Consider the following 14,481-nt stretch of genomic DNA (forward strand, 5'->3'; position numbering starts at 1 on the left):
TTCTCATGACCAAGCCCGATCTTGAAACGCTGAAACAGGCCCGCCAGCTGGTGCAGGCCGTTACGCCCCTGCAGGGGGATTGCGGCCTTGTCTGCGGCGGACGCTGCTGCCAGCCCGGCGGCGAGGATGCGCCGCTTGGCATGGTGCTCTTTCCCGGGGAGGAGCAGCTGCTTTCCGCCTGCCCGGGATACGAATTTTCGCAGGCCAACTGGCGCCTGGGCGATGCGCCGGCCACCCTTGTCGCCTGCGCCGGGCATTGCCGCCGGGAAACGCGCCCGCTTGCCTGCCGCATCTTTCCCCTGGCGATTTATTTAGATGAAGCAATGCACTTAAAGCTCATACTGGACCCCGCCGCCAGGTTCGTCTGCCCGCTGTGCGCCAGCGGTCTTGGCGGGCTGCAAACGGCCTTTCGCCAGGCGGTGGCCGCTTGCGCCAAGCGCCTGGTGCAGGACCCCGTGCAACGGGATTTTATCTATGCCCTATCCCGCAGGATGGACCAGCTGCGCCAGGACCCCTTTTACCGTTTGGCCCCCTGATGGGTCTGCCGCTCTTGCCCATTATTATACTGCATCAAACGTTTTTTTTCATCTTTTTTCTGCATCCAATCCTTCACGGTTGCAATCCGGTTCTATCGCCGCTATAATAAAGGCTACTATCCCAGAGAAGGGGGACAAGCACATGAAGCTGTGGATCATTTTTCGAAAAAAGCATAAGATCGCCCGGGATTATATTTTGGAAAGCGATGAAAACGACGCGCAGTGGAAGGAAGCCCTGGGCCGCTTTCTCTCCGAGAACGATTATGCGCGCCCGGTATTTTTAAGCAAGCACGACCATGAAATGGCGCAGTTCTTCCGCACGGTTTTTAGTAAAAACGATTTTATCGAGCCCTTTGATTTTGACGCGATGGAGGTGGAATTCGTCCGGGATAAAAAGAAAGAGGACGAACGGTAAAACCAGCCATTGCCCCAGCGGTACATAACCTTTTATCGGCCTGGATATAATAGTTTCAAATCGATAAAAGGAGTGAAAGCAATGGATTTTGTATCGCTGCTCTTGGTCATCATTGGTGCGATAAACTGGCTGCTGATCGGTTTATTCCAATTTGACCTGGTTGCGTTCCTATTCGGCGGGCAGGGAGCCCTCGTCAGCCGGATCATCTATTCGCTGGTCGGCCTGGCCGGGCTTTGGAGCATCAGCTTCTTTTTCCGCCACCGCCACCATGTAGACTGATCACAGATCGCAAAAATCCCTTAAGCAATATCGCAAGACGAGTTACAAAAGCGCACGAAATTCGTGCGCTTTTGTAGTATATGCGACTCATCCACAATACAAATGCAAAAATGTTGATTGAAATTTATATGTTTTTCAAATTTTCCTTGCATGGCAATTTTTGCAAATGTATAATACTTTTGTACAGTATGCCTGACTCAGTCATCATGCGTATGCCCTCGATCCCATTTTGTTGATTTTTGCCGAGCTGCTGTAACGAAATTTTGAGAGGATCGATTCACCAATGAAACGAGGCAAACTATTGGCTCTCCTGGTCGCCCTGGTGTTACTCGTTCTCATGCCCACCACGGCCTTTGCGGCTACGCATGAGAATGTGGATACCTGGGAAAAGCTCCAGGCCGCTTTCGCAGACACGGATGCGGACGTAACCATCATCCTGACGGGTGATATTACTGCTTTAAGCGATCTGGAAGCAAAGCTTGGGCAAACTTTCGTGATCAACGGACAGGCCTATACCCTTAAGGATGTTTCCCTGTACGGCGCCGGCTCGGTAGAGATCAACGCCGCGCTGTCCAACGAGAATAATGACGATGCTTTAAAGGCTGGTGGGCAGGTTCAGGTCACCGTCAACGGCGATGTTACTTCTGACTATGACGGTATCAGCGCTAACGGAGAGGCCGGGGTGACCGTCAACGGCAATATCACGGTAGAGGAAGACGGCATTGAAGCCCGGGAGAGTTCGAATGTTACAGTGAACGGTAACATCGCGGGCGAAAGCGATGGCGTACGTGCTTTTGACGAAAGTACCGTAAATGTTACGGGCGACGTGACCGGCAAGGAAGACCAAGGGATCGAAGCGGAAGGCACTGCTGAGGTGACCGTGTCCGGCAATGTCACCGGCAGCGTTGAAGCTTCTGGTGAGTCCACCGTGCACGTAACGGGCGACGTGACCGGTACCAGCGGCGATCCTGACGAGGTAGATATGACGGATCCTACGGATTATTCTGACGGCAGCACTGGCGTTTACGCTGAGGGCAGCGCGCAGGTCACGGTGGATGGCAACGTCACCGGCGGCGATGCCTTTGGCACCTATGGCTATGCGGGTGACGGTGTTGAGGCCCGTGATGAATCCAACGTTACGGTCGGCGGCAATGTCACCGGCGGCAACGTTACGGCCGACCCTTCTGTGGAAGCAGCTCAACCGAGTCCTGCTCCGTCTGCAGCCCCCAGTGCGGATGCCGAGGAATATTATTACAACAGTATCGCCGGTGATGGCGTGGTGATGGACGCAACCGCTAACGTTACGGTAGGCGGAGATGTGACCGGCGGCGCCACCAATGGCGACCACGGACAAGCTGGCGAGGGCGTGGTTATCCTGTCCCTGAATAAAAATTATGTTTCTGGTGATGGGCAAGGGCCTGATAATGTGCAAGAAGAGGCACAGCCCGGCAAGCTGGTCGTATACGGTACGGTCAGCGGCGGCAATGCGCTGGCCGATAACGGGCAGGACGGCGCCGGTATTTATTGGGATGATTACTATGACGGTTATGGTGGGCCGATCAGCGGAGCGCCGGACGACTTCCACCTGCCCACCGAAATTCCGGAAAATATTCCGGTGGGTTTGGTAGTAACTGTCATCGGTGATATTTTTGAAAATTACTATTACTCCTATGGCTTTACTTTTGAGCAGTATGACAGCGCTTTCTCCGCTTTTGAGAAGGATGTGCTTCTGCCTTTGATCAACGCGGCTACCGGCGGCCAGGCCGATAATCTGGACGACGCGTTGGATGCAGTGGAAAACCTGGATGCGGAGGCGGCCGCTGCGCTGAATCTGCAGTTGGTCAACGCCTATAATGAGCATCTTGATAATGTAGCGAGCAAGCAAATCGGCGACAATATGGTATTGCCCGAGGTTACTGTCTGGCAGGTCAAATCCGGCGGTGAGCAGGCTCCTCTGTTCGATTCCAGCTTTACCGATGAGATGACCGATCTGCTGGGTGCGGATACCAACTATATCGTACGCGTGGCAGATTGCGAGAACGGCCAGCTGATCGCCGATAAGGCTACCGCCAAGGCTGGCGAGACGGTCACCCTGATCCCGAAGGCAAATGATGGTTATGTACTCGATCAGGTCCTGGTCAACGGCGTGGCGCTGGAGGCGGTGGACGGCGTGTACTCCTTCATCATGCCGGAGGGCGGCGGGATCGAGGTTTCGGCTATCTTTGTGGCCGAAGCACCGGCGGAGGCTCCCACCAATACGGCCGGCAGCCCCAAGACGGGGGATGGCTTCCAGGCAGCGCTGCTGCTGGGTCTGATGGCTGTTTCCGCAGCCGCGATCCTGGTGGTTCGCCGCAAGGCGCAGGCCAAATAACCGCAACGGTTTGCAAAGCGGGGCGCAGTTAGCGTCCCGCTTTTTTATTGTACTACAGACATTTACTTTATCCCGCTATCGCATCTATAATGGAAACAACAGGAGGTGGCAAAAATGGAGGTTTTCAAGCGCGTGGGCGATGTGGATCGGTACCTGATCCGCCTGGATCAAGGCGATGATGTGCTGGGGAGCATCAATCAGGTGATATGGGAAAACGGTATCCGGGACGGGGCCGTGGTCTCGGGCATCGGCACGGTATCCCATGCGGTTTTGCACATGGTCACGACTACGGGTTACCCGCCGGTGGAAAAATATCCCGTTTGGGAGGATACGGCGCTGGAAGTGTGCGCCATCCAAGGTATGATCGCCGATGGCGTCCCCCATCTGCACGCCGTTTTTTCGGATGCGGAAAAGGCGGTCGGCGGGCATTTGGAGCCGGGCTGCATCACCCTTTACCTGTGCGAGATCGTGCTGGAGGCCTGGAAAAGCCCGGCGCTTACCCGGCTTAAAAACGATAAAGGGATCAATGAATTGCACGAAAAATAAAGGGTGTATTGCTCTTTAAGTACAGTTTAAGGAGGGCCCCCATGACCAAAGGCGATATAAAGGCTCAGGTACTTGAATGCATTGAGAAGCGAAAGCCCTGTTATTTCAACATGAAATATGAGACTAAATCCTATCTCTACTATCCTTTACTTATGAACGATCGTTTCTTTTTGGGTGCTGTGGAAAATGATTTTGAATTAGACGGCTATACCATACGACGTTTCCGCGACGTAACTGCGGTCAAAATAAGAGATTCGCTTTGTAATTTAATCGATATTCAAGAAGGACTCATTGATCAAATCGTGATACCCGCACTTGACCTAACAAGTTGGGAAAGTATTTTCCACTCGCTGAAAAAAATGGCGATCAATATCATCATAGAAGACGAAAGGGATCCGGACGACCGGGAGTATGCAGACGCCGGATTCTATATCGGGCATATTGAAAAGGTTTGTAGAAGTCATCTTTGGTTCCGACACTTTAATGCGGACGGAATTTGGCAGGATGAGGCGTATAAAATCATGTATTCTGAAGTCACGAGCGTCTCCTTCCACACGCGATATATCGATGTTTTTTCTAAATACCTTCCGCCATTGCCCGAAAATATCAAAGGATAAATAGACAACTATAAGCAAGACCCTTCGCATCCTGCGAAGGGTCTTGCTTTTCAACAGTTCTATATGGTTTTTTCCGCCACGATGGCTACCCATTCGTCTTTGACCAGTTGTTCTTTAACCGTTAGCCCCGCTGCGCGGATGGCCTCGCACACTTCCACCGCCCGGTCTTTAATGATGCCTGAGGCGATCAGGCAGCCGCCCGGGGCCAGCTTGTCCGGCACGATATGGGTAAGCCCGATGATCACATCCGCAATGATATTGGCCACCACGATGGGGTAGCCCTCCCCCACCTCTTGGATCAGCGCTTTATCCTGCAAAATATTCCCGATCTTGACCGTATACCGATCCTTGCCGATCCCGTTCATGGCCGCATTCTCGTAGGCGATATCCTCCGCGATGGGGTCGATATCCACGGCAGTGGCGTGCCCGGCCCCCAGCAGCAGCGCGGCGATGGAGAGAATACCGCTGCCGCAGCCCAGGTCCAGTACCTGCATGCCGGGCTTCACCCGCTTTTCCAGGGCCATCAAGCAAAGCTGGGTGGTCTGGTGCGTGCCGGTGCCAAAGACCATGCCCGGGTTCATCTCCAAAACAATGCGCCCCTCGTCATCCGCCACCGTTTCCCACTCGGGCTTGATCAGCAGGCGCTTGCCGATCGGCAGGGGCTTATAATACTTCTTCCAGTTATTGGCCCAATCTTCCTCGTGCACCTTTTGCACTTCCACCATCAGTTCGCCTAAGTCCACGCCCACGTCCTGCCCCTGCAGCCAGGCCATGCGGCTGCGCACCTTTTGCAGTGTCTGCTCCCCATCCGCGCTATCCGGCGCGTAAATGCGCACGCAAGGCCTCCCATCGCCCTGCTGTAAAGCCCTGGGGTCGGCAAAATCCCACTGTTCGGATACCTCTTGCAAAAATTCACCGATCTGCTCGGCCCCTTCCAGCAATTCAACCTGATCGATCCCCACGGCGCTCAGCGCGGCGCAGACCAGGTCCATCCCCCGGGCCGTTGTAAAGACCGAGATCCTAAGCCAATCCATTACCCTTTTTCCTCCTCACTTGCGATTCCTACCTATTTTAGCATAAAAACGCCGCCCTGCGTGTTTTTTACGGCAAAAGCGGGCGGCGGATGTATATTTTTCCAACCTTTACAAAAGCTTGACATTGTCAAGAAACGTTCTTGACAGAAAGCCTTTATTGTAAAAACCGTGAAACAGAGATAGGAGGAAAAACAAATGAGCATGAAAAAAATTGCGGCGCTTGTGGCCGCCGCGGCAATGTTCGCCACCTTGGGTCTGACGGGTTGCGCTTCCAATAACGACGCATCTTCCAGCGCTTCCGCCTCGTCGTCGGCTTCCGGCTCCGCCTCTTCCGGGGCATCGAGCAACGTCACCCTAAACGTGATCGGTTCCACCTCGGTCGAGCCGCTGATGACCGCTATCGGCGACAAATACACCAGCGAGACCGGCGTTAAAGTGCAGGTGCAGGGCAACGGTTCTTCCGCCGGCATCAAAGCGGCGCAGGATGGCTCTGCGGACATCGGCATGAGCTCGCGCGAACTGAAGCAGGAAGAGCTGGATTCCGGCCTCGAAACCCAGACCCTGGCCCTTGACGGCATCGCGGTGATCGTCAACACCAAAAATCCGGTCAAGAACCTGACGGTCGACCAGATCTCCAAGATCTTCAAAGGCGAGATCACCAACTGGAAGGACGTTGGCGGCAACGATCAGGAGATTCTGCTGGCCATCCGCGAGGCGGGCAGCGGCACGCGCGACGCCTTTGAAGAGCTTTGCAACCTGACCGAGAAGCAGAATGATAAGACCGTATCCGTGGTGGACGAGAGCAAGGCCATCGTTTCGGATTCTACCAACGCTCTGGCGCAGAACGTTTCCTCTAAAGAAAATGCCATCGGCTACATCTCCTTAGGTTCGCTGGACGCCAGCGCCGTAACGGCTCTGGAAGTGGACGGCGTGGCCTGCACTGAGGAGAACGTACAGGCAGGCACCTACAAGATCTCCCGCCCGCTGCTGCTGGTCACCAAGGGTGCGCCCAGCGCGGATGCCCAGGCACTGATCGACTATGCCATGAGCGAAGAAGGCCAGAAGGTCGTAACTGACAAGGGCTTCATCCTGGCAAAATAAGCCTCAAGAAAGGTACGAAAAATATGCGCGGCCGAAAGTTTAATCAAAAAGCGGTACCGGCGGTGGCGGAAGGTTTCTTCCGCCTTTGCGCATGGATATCCCTCATTGCGCTAGCCGTCATCGTCATCTTCCTCATCATCCAGGGGTTGCCCGCGTTCCAGGAGCTGGGCCTTGGCCCCATCCTCTTTGGCGATACCTGGAAACCCAGCGCCGACCTGTACGGCATCGCCCCCATGATCGTGGCCTCCTTCCTATGCACCGCGGGCGCGGTGTTGATCGGCAGCCTGATCGGCATCTTCACCGCCATGTTTCTGGCCCAGGTAGCCCCGGCCCGGCTGGCCAAGCTCGTCCGTCCGCTGACCAACCTGCTGGCCGGCATCCCCTCGGTGGTCTTCGGCTTTTTCGGCATGGTCGTGCTGGTGCCCCTGATCAGCCAGGTCTTCGGCGGCACGGGCAACAGTGCCCTGGCCGTTATCATCATCCTGGCCGTGATGATCCTTCCTACGGTCATCAGCATTGGCGAAACGGCGCTGCGTGCCGTCCCCAAGGAGTACCAGGAGGGCAGTCTGGCCCTTGGCGCCTCCCCCATGCAAACGCTGATGCGGGTCACCCTTCCGGCGGCCAAAAGCGGTATTTTGACCGCTATCGTGCTGGCGGTGGGCCGGGCCATCGGCGAGACCATGGCCGTTATCCTGGTGGCGGGCAACCGGGCCTTTTTCCCCACCTCGCTGCTGGACCCCGTCCGGCCGATGACGGCGAATATCGCCCTGGAGCTGAGCTATGCCTCCGGGCTGCACGAGCAGGCGCTGTATGCCACCGGCCTTGTGCTTTTAGCCTTCATCGTCATCATCAATCTGGTCGCCCATCGGCTGGCGCACGGAAAGAAGGATAAATCATGAGCACGCAAGTCAAGGACTCCCTGGTCAAGTTCATCATCTGGGCCTGCGCCATCATCACGATCTTATTTCTGGTGCTGCTGCTGGTCTACGTCATCTCCCGTGGCCTGCCCGCCATCAACTGGGAATTTTTAAGTACGGATTACAAGCCCGGTCTGGACCTAAACGGCATCGCCCCCATCATCGGCGGCTCGCTGCTGCTGATCGGCCTGACGCTGCTGTTTGCGGTGCCCATCGGCGTGTTTGCCGCCATCTACATGGCGGAATACGCCAAGGGCGGGCGGGGGCTTGCCACCATCCGCTTTGGCGTCGAGAGCCTGGCGGGCATCCCCTCCATCCTGTACGGCCTGTTTGGCTATACCTTTTTCGTCACCTTCCTGGGCTTTAAGATGTCCCTGCTCTCCGGCGCGCTGACCTTAAGCATCATGATTCTGCCGCTGATCATCCGCACCACGGAGGAGAGCCTGCGCACCGTGCCCATCAGTTACCGGGAGGGCAGCCTGGCGCTGGGGGCCAATAAGCTGAGCACCCTTTTCAAGGTGGTGCTGCCCTCGGCCATCCCCGGCATTTTGGCCGCGGTGATCCTGGCCATGGGGCGGGTGATGGGCGAATCCGCCGCCGTTTACTACACGGCCGGCACGGTAGCCCAGGTGCCGGCCGGTTTAGGCGAGTCCACCCGTTCCATGGCCGTACACCTTTACCTGCTGGCGAAAGAGGGGCTCTCTCAGGATGAGGCCTTTGCCACAGCCACGGTGCTGGTGGTGGTCATCGCCCTGCTCAACGCCCTGGCCTCCTTTGTGGCCTCGGCACTGCGCAAGCGGCTGACCGGCGAGCCGGTGTTCCGGCGCCGCAAGAAAGAAGTTTAAGGAGGCATCGCCATGAACGAGCAGACAGGCAGCAATTTTGCCATCATGGAAGCTACAAATCTGGATTTTTATTACGGGCAGGTGCATGCGCTGAAAAACGTGAATCTGGCCATCCGCGCCCACGAGGTCACGGCGCTGATCGGGCCTTCGGGCTGCGGCAAATCCACCTTTTTAAAAACCCTCAACCGCATGAACGATCTGATCGAGGATGTGCGCATCCAGGGCAAGGTCACCTTTGAGGGCGAGGATATTTACGCCAAGGGCACGGACGTGGCCCTGCTGCGCAAGCGGGTGGGCATGGTGTTCCAAAAGCCCAACCCCTTCCCCATGTCGATTTACGACAATATCGCCTACGGCCCGCGCATCCACGGCATTAAGGATCGCAAGCGTCTGGACGCCATCGTGGAAAAGAGCCTGAAGGGCGCCGCCCTGTGGGACGAGGTGCACGACCGCCTGCGCAAAAACGCACTCTCCCTTTCCGGCGGGCAGCAGCAGCGCCTGTGCATCGCCCGCGTGCTGGCCGTGGAGCCCGAGGTGCTGCTGATGGATGAGCCCACCAGCGCCCTTGACCCCATCTCGACCCAGAAGATTGAGGATCTGATCGTCGAGCTCAAGGAGAAATACACCATCGTCATCGTGACCCATAACATGCAGCAGGCCGGCCGCATCAGCGATAAGACCGCGTTCTTCCTCAAGGGCGAGATCATCGAGTCCGGCGAAACGGACGCGATCTTCCAGACCCCGCAGGATCAGCGCACCGAAGATTACATCACCGGCCGTTTTGGCTGATTTTTCAGCGATTTTGTAGAATAAAGAAGGAGTTTAACCATGGTCCGTTTAACTTTAACCCATGATTTAGATCAACTCCACCAGGACTTGGTGGAAATGGCCACCCGCGCAGAAACCGCTATCGAGGAATCCATCCAGGCGCTAAACCGGCAGGATGCGGCGCTGGCTCGCTCCGTCATCGCCGGGGACGACGTGGTGGATGAATTGGAGCGCGCCATCGAGCACCGGTGCCTGAACATTCTGGCCCGGCACCAGCCGCTGGCGCGGGATCTGCGCGCCGTCAGCGCCGCGCTTAAGGTCATCACCGATTTAGAGCGCATCTCGGACGGGGCCACGGATATCGGCGAGATCGTGCTGCGCCTGGCCGGGCAGGCGTATATCAAGCCTCTGGTGGATATTCCCCGCATGGCGGAGCTGGCCACCTCCATGGTGCGGGATTCCATCTCCGCTTATATCCAAAAGGACCAGCACCTGGCCATGGCGGTCACCCTGCGGGACGACGAGATGGACGCCGCCTTTGAGCGAATCTTGATGGAACTGACCCACATGATGCGCGAGCATCCCGAGAGCGTGGCCCAGGCGGTGGATTTCCTGTTTATCGCCAAGTATTTGGAGCGCATGGGCGACCATGCCACCAACATCGCCGAGTGGGTGATCTACCTGGTCACCGGCGTGCATCCCCAGGATAAGGAGCTGCACGAGGCCGCCCAGCAGGAGCTGCCCACCGGGGAACAATAAACCGGGCTTAAAGGAGCGTTGCTATGAAAGAATGGATCGCCGTGGTGGAAGATGAGGGCGCAATCGCCCGGCTTTTGCAGATCAATCTGGAAGCGGCGGGTTACCAGGTCGCCGTTTTTCAAAGCGGCGAGGATTTTCTCCCCCGCCTCAAGGCGGATTGGCCGGATCTGCTGGTGCTGGACTGGATGCTGCCGGGCATAGATGGCCTGACGGTCTGCCGCCGCGTCCGGGAGACGCCCGCCTGCAGCACGCTGCCCATATTGATGTTGACTGCAAAAAGCGAGGAGTTCGACCGGGTGCTGGGGCTGGAGATCGGCGCGGACGATTATATGACCAAGCCCTTTAGCCTGCGCGAGCTGCTGGCGCGAGTCAAGGCGCTGCTGCGCCGGGCGCATATGCAGCCCGCCTCGATGGATCAATGGCTGACATACGGGCTGCTCTCGGTCAACCTCTCCCAGCATCAGGCCTACTGCTCAGACGGGCGGCTGGACCTTTCCCCCAAGGAGTTTGACCTGCTGCGCCAGTTTTTAGAGCATCCCACCTGGGCCCAGTCCCGGGATCAGCTGCTGGAAAAGATCTGGGGGTTTGACTTTACAGGCGGCACCCGCACGGTAGATATGCATATCGCCAACCTGCGCAAAAAGATCGTGGAGGCCTGCGGGGAGGATTGCATCCAGACCGTGCGCGGGGTAGGTTACCGGCTGCGCGGCGAATAACGGCGTAAAAAAGAGGGATCACCATGCGCAAAAAACTGTTTATTATGACGATGGCCATCGTGCTCATCGTCACCTTATTTTCCGGGGTTTTCATTTCCTTAAGCGTGATGCGGCTGGACCGGGACGCCGCTGCCACCCGCATGAGCGATCAGGCGCGCCTGATCGCCTACGAGGCCGGCAGCCTTGACGCAGACGCCCTGCCCGAAAGGATCGAAAACTGGGCGGCCCAGCTCAACGCGGCGGACGGCAACCCGGATATCCCCTATCGCATCACAGTCATCGACCGGACCGGCGCGGTGCTGGCCGATTCTGACGCGGTGGCCGGGGAGATGGAAAACCATTTGACCCGGCCCGAGGTGCAGCAGGCCCTGCAAAGCGGCCAGGGCGCCGACCTGCGCTTTAGCGAGACCGTGCGCCACACCTTTTTGTACGTGGCCACCGCCACGCCGGACGGTTCGCGCATCGTGCGCCTGGCGATCCTGATGGATGAGCTGCGCCGCACGGAAAACGCCATTCTGCTTTGGACGGCGCTCAGCTGCCTGCTGGGGCTGGTGGTAGCGGTGCTGCTGAGCATCCCTTTAGGCTCGCACTTTATCGCCCCCATCATCCGGCTGCGCAAGGCCACCCGCGCCATAGCCGACGGGGAATACGGCCACCGCGCCCCTGCAGAGGCGGACGAGATCGGCCTGCTGGCGCAGGATTTTAACGGGATGGCGGCGCAGCTGCAGCAGGTGATCGAGCACGAGCGGCTGCAAAACGCCCAGCTGGACTCGATCCTGCAAAGCACGCCCGCCGGCATCATCGCCATCGACCAGGCCGGCGGCATCTTGCTGATCAACCGGGAGGCGCAGCGCATCTTTTCTCTTCATCAGCTGCCGCCGCTCCACGCCCCGTTAAACGATTGGGTGCGCCGTCCCGAAGTGGCCCAGATGATGCACGAAACCCTCTCCCAGGGCCGCCCCGATTCACAGGAGTATGAGATCGGCGAAAAGGCATTGGCGCTTTACACCGCCCCCATCTTTACCCAGGAAGGGGCCCCCGCCACCGGCGCCGTGCTGGTATGCGAGGATATTACCGCGCTCAAAAAGCTGGAGCAGATGCGCACGGAGTTCGTATCCAACGTTACCCACGAGCTCAAGACCCCGCTTACCTCCATCCGCGCAACGATCGAGACCTTGCGCACTATCCGCCCCATGGACGAGCAGCTGCAAGAGGAGATGCTGGAGATCATGGACCTGCAAAGCGAGCGGCTGCAGGCATTGATCGACGACCTGCTCTCCCTGGCCGAGATCGAGCACGACAAAGAGATCGGCGAGGAAACCTGCGACCTGGGCGAGCAGGCCAGCCAGGCCATCGCTCTGCTGCGCAGCCAGGCAGAGAGCCGCGCGGTTTCCCTCTCCCTCACCCTTGAAGGGCAGGCCATCGTGCAGGCCCCCTCCGGGCGCATCCGGCGGCTGGTGATCAATCTGGTGGATAACGCCATCAAGTATAACCGGGAGGGCGGCGCCGTGCACGTGCAGGTCGCCGTGCTGGGCGGCCGTGCGCGCCTTACGGTCAGCGATACGGGCATCGGCATCGCCCCCGAACATCAGAGCCGCATTTTCGAGCGGTTCTACCGGGTGGATAAGGGCCGCTCCCGCGAGATGGGCGGCACCGGTCTGGGCCTTTCCATCGTCAAGCATCTGGTATCGCTCTACGGCGGGGATATTTACTTTAACAGCGTTCAGGGCGAGGGGACGACCTTTACCGTGGAATTGCCGCTGGCCGGCAACCGGTAAGCGCACTGCAATCTGTTTGAAGCCGAGCAAAAGGCCGGGCGATTTGATCGCCCGGCCTTTTGATGATGCCGTTTACTTCGGGTCGTAACAGCCGTGATCCTTGGCCCGGTGGTCGTTCATCACGCTATCGTACAGACGCCAGCCGCCCGAGAGATTATAGCAGTCATACCCCATCCCGGCCAGCATCCGGCAGGCGATATAGCTGCGCAGGCCGCTGTGGCAGTGTACGTATACGGGTTTCGCCGTATCCAGCTCCCCTTGCGCCCGCTCCCGCAGCTCATCCACCGGGATGTGCATAAACCCTTCAATAAAGCCGCGCTTGCGCTCAGAGGCCGTGCGCACGTCCAACAGCTGCACGCTGCCATCCCGCGGCAGATCCGCCACATCGTGCCAGAAGAAGTTTTTCACTTTGCCACTTAGGGTATTCTCGATCACATAGCCCACAAAGTTCACCGGGTCCTTGGCCGAGCCAAAGGGCGGGGCGTAGCAAAGCTCCAGCTCCGTCAAGTCATAGGCCGTCATCCCCGCGCGGATAGCGGTGGCCAGCACGTCGCACCGCTTATCCACCCCGTCAAAGCCCACGATCTGCGCGCCCAGGATGCGCCCGGTGCCCTTTTCGTACAGGGTCTTGATGCTCATGCCGTGCCCGCCGGGATAATAAGCGGCATGGGAGGCCGAAAAGGTATAGACCTTGTCGTAATTTAACCCCGCGGCCCGGGCCGATCTCTCGTTGACCCCGGTCATGGCCACGGTCATATCAAATAATTTGAGTACCGAGGAGCCTTGGGTGCCCTTGTAACGGCTCTCCAGCCCGCAGATATTGTCCGCGGCGATGCGGCCCTGCTTGTTGGCCGGGCCGGCCAGGGGCACGTAGCCCTTTTCCCTGGTGACGAAGTTGACGATCTCGATGGCGTCGCCCACGGCGTAAATATCCTCTATGCTGGTGCGCATCCGGTCGTCCACCAAGATAGCGCCCCGGGCATTGCAGGCCAGGCCCGCTTCCTTCGCCAGCGCCGTATCCGGCCGCACCCCCACAGAGAGGATGACCAGCTCCGCCTCCACGCTGCCGCCGGTAAGGGCTACCTCAAGGCCGCCCTGCGCTTTGGGTGCAATCCCCTCCACGCCCGCGCCCAGGATCAGGTTCAGGCCTTTTTTACGGGCGTAGGTGTGCACATCGCAGGCCATATCGTAATCCAATGGGGCGATCACGTGGTCCGCCATCTCCGCAACCGTTACCTGCAGCCCCAGCGCCATCAAGTTCTCGGCCAATTCCAGGCCGATGTAGCCCGCGCCCACGATGCAGGCGGTCTTGGGCTGATGCTTCTCCACATAATTTTTGATCTTTTCGGTGTCCGGGATGTTGCGCAGCGTAAACACGCCCTCAAGATCCGTACCCGGGATGGGCGGCACCGCCGGCGCCGCGCCCGGCGAGAGGATGAGCTTATCATACGCTTCCTCATATTCCCCCTGGGCGGTGCGCACGCTTACCTTTTTCTGCTCCGGGTGGACGGCGGTCACCTCGCTGTTTACCCGCACATCCACGTTAAAACGGGCCTTAAAGCTGGCGGGGGTCTGCAGCGTCAAATCGCCCTTTTCCGCGATCTCCCCGCCGATATAGTAGGGCAGGCCGCAGTTGGCAAAGGATACATACTCTCCCCGTTCAAATACGATGATCTGCGCCTTTTCATCCAGCCTGCGCAGCCGCGCGGCAGCGGAAGCCCCGCCGGCCACACCGCCTACGATCAATACTTTCATCACATGACTCTCCTTCCTATTCTTAAGCGGAAAACCGCTGTTTA

General features: G+C 58.1%; 15 protein-coding genes. 13 read left to right on the forward strand and 2 right to left on the reverse strand.

The genetic code is table 11. The annotated features are described in order from the left end of the window. Positions 1-5: 5 nt before the first annotated feature. From H8699_RS07040 to H8699_RS07065, 6 genes are all read left to right on the forward strand, one after another. The gene (locus H8699_RS07040) at positions 6-536 is read left to right on the forward strand and encodes a hypothetical protein (RefSeq protein ID WP_249285051.1); all 531 of its coding nucleotides are present in this window, start codon (positions 6-8) and stop codon (positions 534-536) included. Positions 537-678: 142 nt separating this feature from the next. Continuing rightward, positions 679-951 (forward strand): hypothetical protein, encoded by a 273-nt coding sequence (locus tag H8699_RS07045; RefSeq protein ID WP_249285052.1) that lies wholly within the window; start codon positions 679-681, stop codon positions 949-951. An 81-nt stretch (positions 952-1,032) separates the two neighbouring features. Beyond that, a complete protein-coding gene (locus H8699_RS07050) occupies positions 1,033-1,230 on the forward strand; it encodes a DUF378 domain-containing protein (protein ID WP_138296249.1) in 198 nt (65 codons plus the stop codon). Positions 1,231-1,513: 283 nt separating this feature from the next. Continuing rightward, the gene (locus H8699_RS07055; RefSeq protein WP_249285053.1) at positions 1,514-3,601 is read left to right on the forward strand and encodes an LPXTG cell wall anchor domain-containing protein; all 2,088 of its coding nucleotides are present in this window, start codon (positions 1,514-1,516) and stop codon (positions 3,599-3,601) included. Positions 3,602-3,715: 114 nt separating this feature from the next. Further along, positions 3,716-4,147: a PPC domain-containing DNA-binding protein gene (locus H8699_RS07060; protein WP_249285054.1), complete on the forward strand. Its 432-nt coding sequence runs from the start codon at positions 3,716-3,718 to the stop codon at positions 4,145-4,147. Between the two features lie 41 nt (positions 4,148-4,188). Beyond that, complete coding sequence (locus H8699_RS07065) at positions 4,189-4,764, forward strand: hypothetical protein (RefSeq protein ID WP_249285055.1); 576 nt, start codon at positions 4,189-4,191, stop codon at positions 4,762-4,764. Between the two features lie 59 nt (positions 4,765-4,823). Here the strand turns inward: H8699_RS07065 and prmA are convergent, their stop codons facing one another. Beyond that, positions 4,824-5,798: a 50S ribosomal protein L11 methyltransferase gene (gene prmA, locus H8699_RS07070; protein WP_249285056.1), complete on the reverse strand. Its 975-nt coding sequence runs from the start codon at positions 5,796-5,798 to the stop codon at positions 4,824-4,826. A gap of 195 nt (positions 5,799-5,993) precedes the next feature. On the opposite strand from prmA, the gene H8699_RS07075 reads away from it, so the two are divergent. From H8699_RS07075 to H8699_RS07105, 7 genes are read left to right on the forward strand one after another with little or no spacing between them, the layout of a single operon-like run. Continuing rightward, positions 5,994-6,899: a phosphate ABC transporter substrate-binding protein gene (locus tag H8699_RS07075; RefSeq protein ID WP_249285057.1), complete on the forward strand. Its 906-nt coding sequence runs from the start codon at positions 5,994-5,996 to the stop codon at positions 6,897-6,899. Positions 6,900-6,922: 23 nt separating this feature from the next. Continuing rightward, complete coding sequence (pstC, locus tag H8699_RS07080; protein WP_249285058.1) at positions 6,923-7,798, forward strand: phosphate ABC transporter permease subunit PstC; 876 nt, start codon at positions 6,923-6,925, stop codon at positions 7,796-7,798. Next, complete coding sequence (gene pstA, locus H8699_RS07085; protein WP_249285059.1) at positions 7,795-8,661, forward strand: phosphate ABC transporter permease PstA; 867 nt, start codon at positions 7,795-7,797, stop codon at positions 8,659-8,661. The genes pstC and pstA overlap by 4 nt, the downstream gene beginning before the upstream one ends. A gap of 12 nt (positions 8,662-8,673) precedes the next feature. Then, positions 8,674-9,450 (forward strand): phosphate ABC transporter ATP-binding protein PstB, encoded by a 777-nt coding sequence (gene pstB, locus H8699_RS07090; RefSeq protein ID WP_249285060.1) that lies wholly within the window; start codon positions 8,674-8,676, stop codon positions 9,448-9,450. A 39-nt stretch (positions 9,451-9,489) separates the two neighbouring features. Next, positions 9,490-10,188, forward strand: coding sequence for a phosphate signaling complex protein PhoU (phoU, locus tag H8699_RS07095; RefSeq protein WP_249285061.1), 699 nt, complete (start codon positions 9,490-9,492; stop codon positions 10,186-10,188). A gap of 23 nt (positions 10,189-10,211) precedes the next feature. Continuing rightward, the gene (locus H8699_RS07100) at positions 10,212-10,904 is read left to right on the forward strand and encodes a response regulator (RefSeq protein WP_249285062.1); all 693 of its coding nucleotides are present in this window, start codon (positions 10,212-10,214) and stop codon (positions 10,902-10,904) included. A gap of 23 nt (positions 10,905-10,927) precedes the next feature. Then, positions 10,928-12,682 (forward strand): ATP-binding protein, encoded by a 1,755-nt coding sequence (locus H8699_RS07105; protein WP_249285063.1) that lies wholly within the window; start codon positions 10,928-10,930, stop codon positions 12,680-12,682. A 72-nt stretch (positions 12,683-12,754) separates the two neighbouring features. Here the strand turns inward: H8699_RS07105 and H8699_RS07110 are convergent, their stop codons facing one another. Next, on the reverse strand, positions 12,755-14,437 hold the full coding sequence (locus H8699_RS07110; RefSeq protein WP_249285064.1) for an FAD-dependent oxidoreductase: 1,683 nt from the start codon (positions 14,435-14,437) through the stop codon (positions 12,755-12,757). Positions 14,438-14,481: the final 44 nt, after the last annotated feature.

Source organism: Luoshenia tenuis (genome assembly GCF_014384745.1).
Classification (GTDB): Bacteria; Bacillota; Clostridia; order Christensenellales.

Bases quoted from the DNA above. Each gene is read 5' to 3' on its own strand.
- H8699_RS07055 (WP_249285053.1), top strand. From the start codon at position 1,514: ATGAAACGAGGCAAACTATTGGCTCTCCTGGTCGCCCTGGTGTTACTC.
- H8699_RS07050 (WP_138296249.1), top strand. From the start codon at position 1,033: ATGGATTTTGTATCGCTGCTCTTGGTCATCATTGGTGCGATAAACTGG.
- H8699_RS07060 (WP_249285054.1), top strand. From the start codon at position 3,716: ATGGAGGTTTTCAAGCGCGTGGGCGATGTGGATCGGTACCTGATCCGC.
- H8699_RS07045 (WP_249285052.1), top strand. From the start codon at position 679: ATGAAGCTGTGGATCATTTTTCGAAAAAAGCATAAGATCGCCCGGGAT.
- pstB (WP_249285060.1), top strand. From the start codon at position 8,674: ATGAACGAGCAGACAGGCAGCAATTTTGCCATCATGGAAGCTACAAAT.
- H8699_RS07040 (WP_249285051.1), top strand. From the start codon at position 6: ATGACCAAGCCCGATCTTGAAACGCTGAAACAGGCCCGCCAGCTGGTG.
- H8699_RS07110 (WP_249285064.1), bottom strand. From the start codon at position 14,437: ATGAAAGTATTGATCGTAGGCGGTGTGGCCGGCGGGGCTTCCGCTGCC.
- H8699_RS07105 (WP_249285063.1), top strand. From the start codon at position 10,928: ATGCGCAAAAAACTGTTTATTATGACGATGGCCATCGTGCTCATCGTC.
- prmA (WP_249285056.1), bottom strand. From the start codon at position 5,798: ATGGATTGGCTTAGGATCTCGGTCTTTACAACGGCCCGGGGGATGGAC.
- H8699_RS07075 (WP_249285057.1), top strand. From the start codon at position 5,994: ATGAGCATGAAAAAAATTGCGGCGCTTGTGGCCGCCGCGGCAATGTTC.
- H8699_RS07065 (WP_249285055.1), top strand. From the start codon at position 4,189: ATGACCAAAGGCGATATAAAGGCTCAGGTACTTGAATGCATTGAGAAG.
- phoU (WP_249285061.1), top strand. From the start codon at position 9,490: ATGGTCCGTTTAACTTTAACCCATGATTTAGATCAACTCCACCAGGAC.
- pstC (WP_249285058.1), top strand. From the start codon at position 6,923: ATGCGCGGCCGAAAGTTTAATCAAAAAGCGGTACCGGCGGTGGCGGAA.
- pstA (WP_249285059.1), top strand. From the start codon at position 7,795: ATGAGCACGCAAGTCAAGGACTCCCTGGTCAAGTTCATCATCTGGGCC.
- H8699_RS07100 (WP_249285062.1), top strand. From the start codon at position 10,212: ATGAAAGAATGGATCGCCGTGGTGGAAGATGAGGGCGCAATCGCCCGG.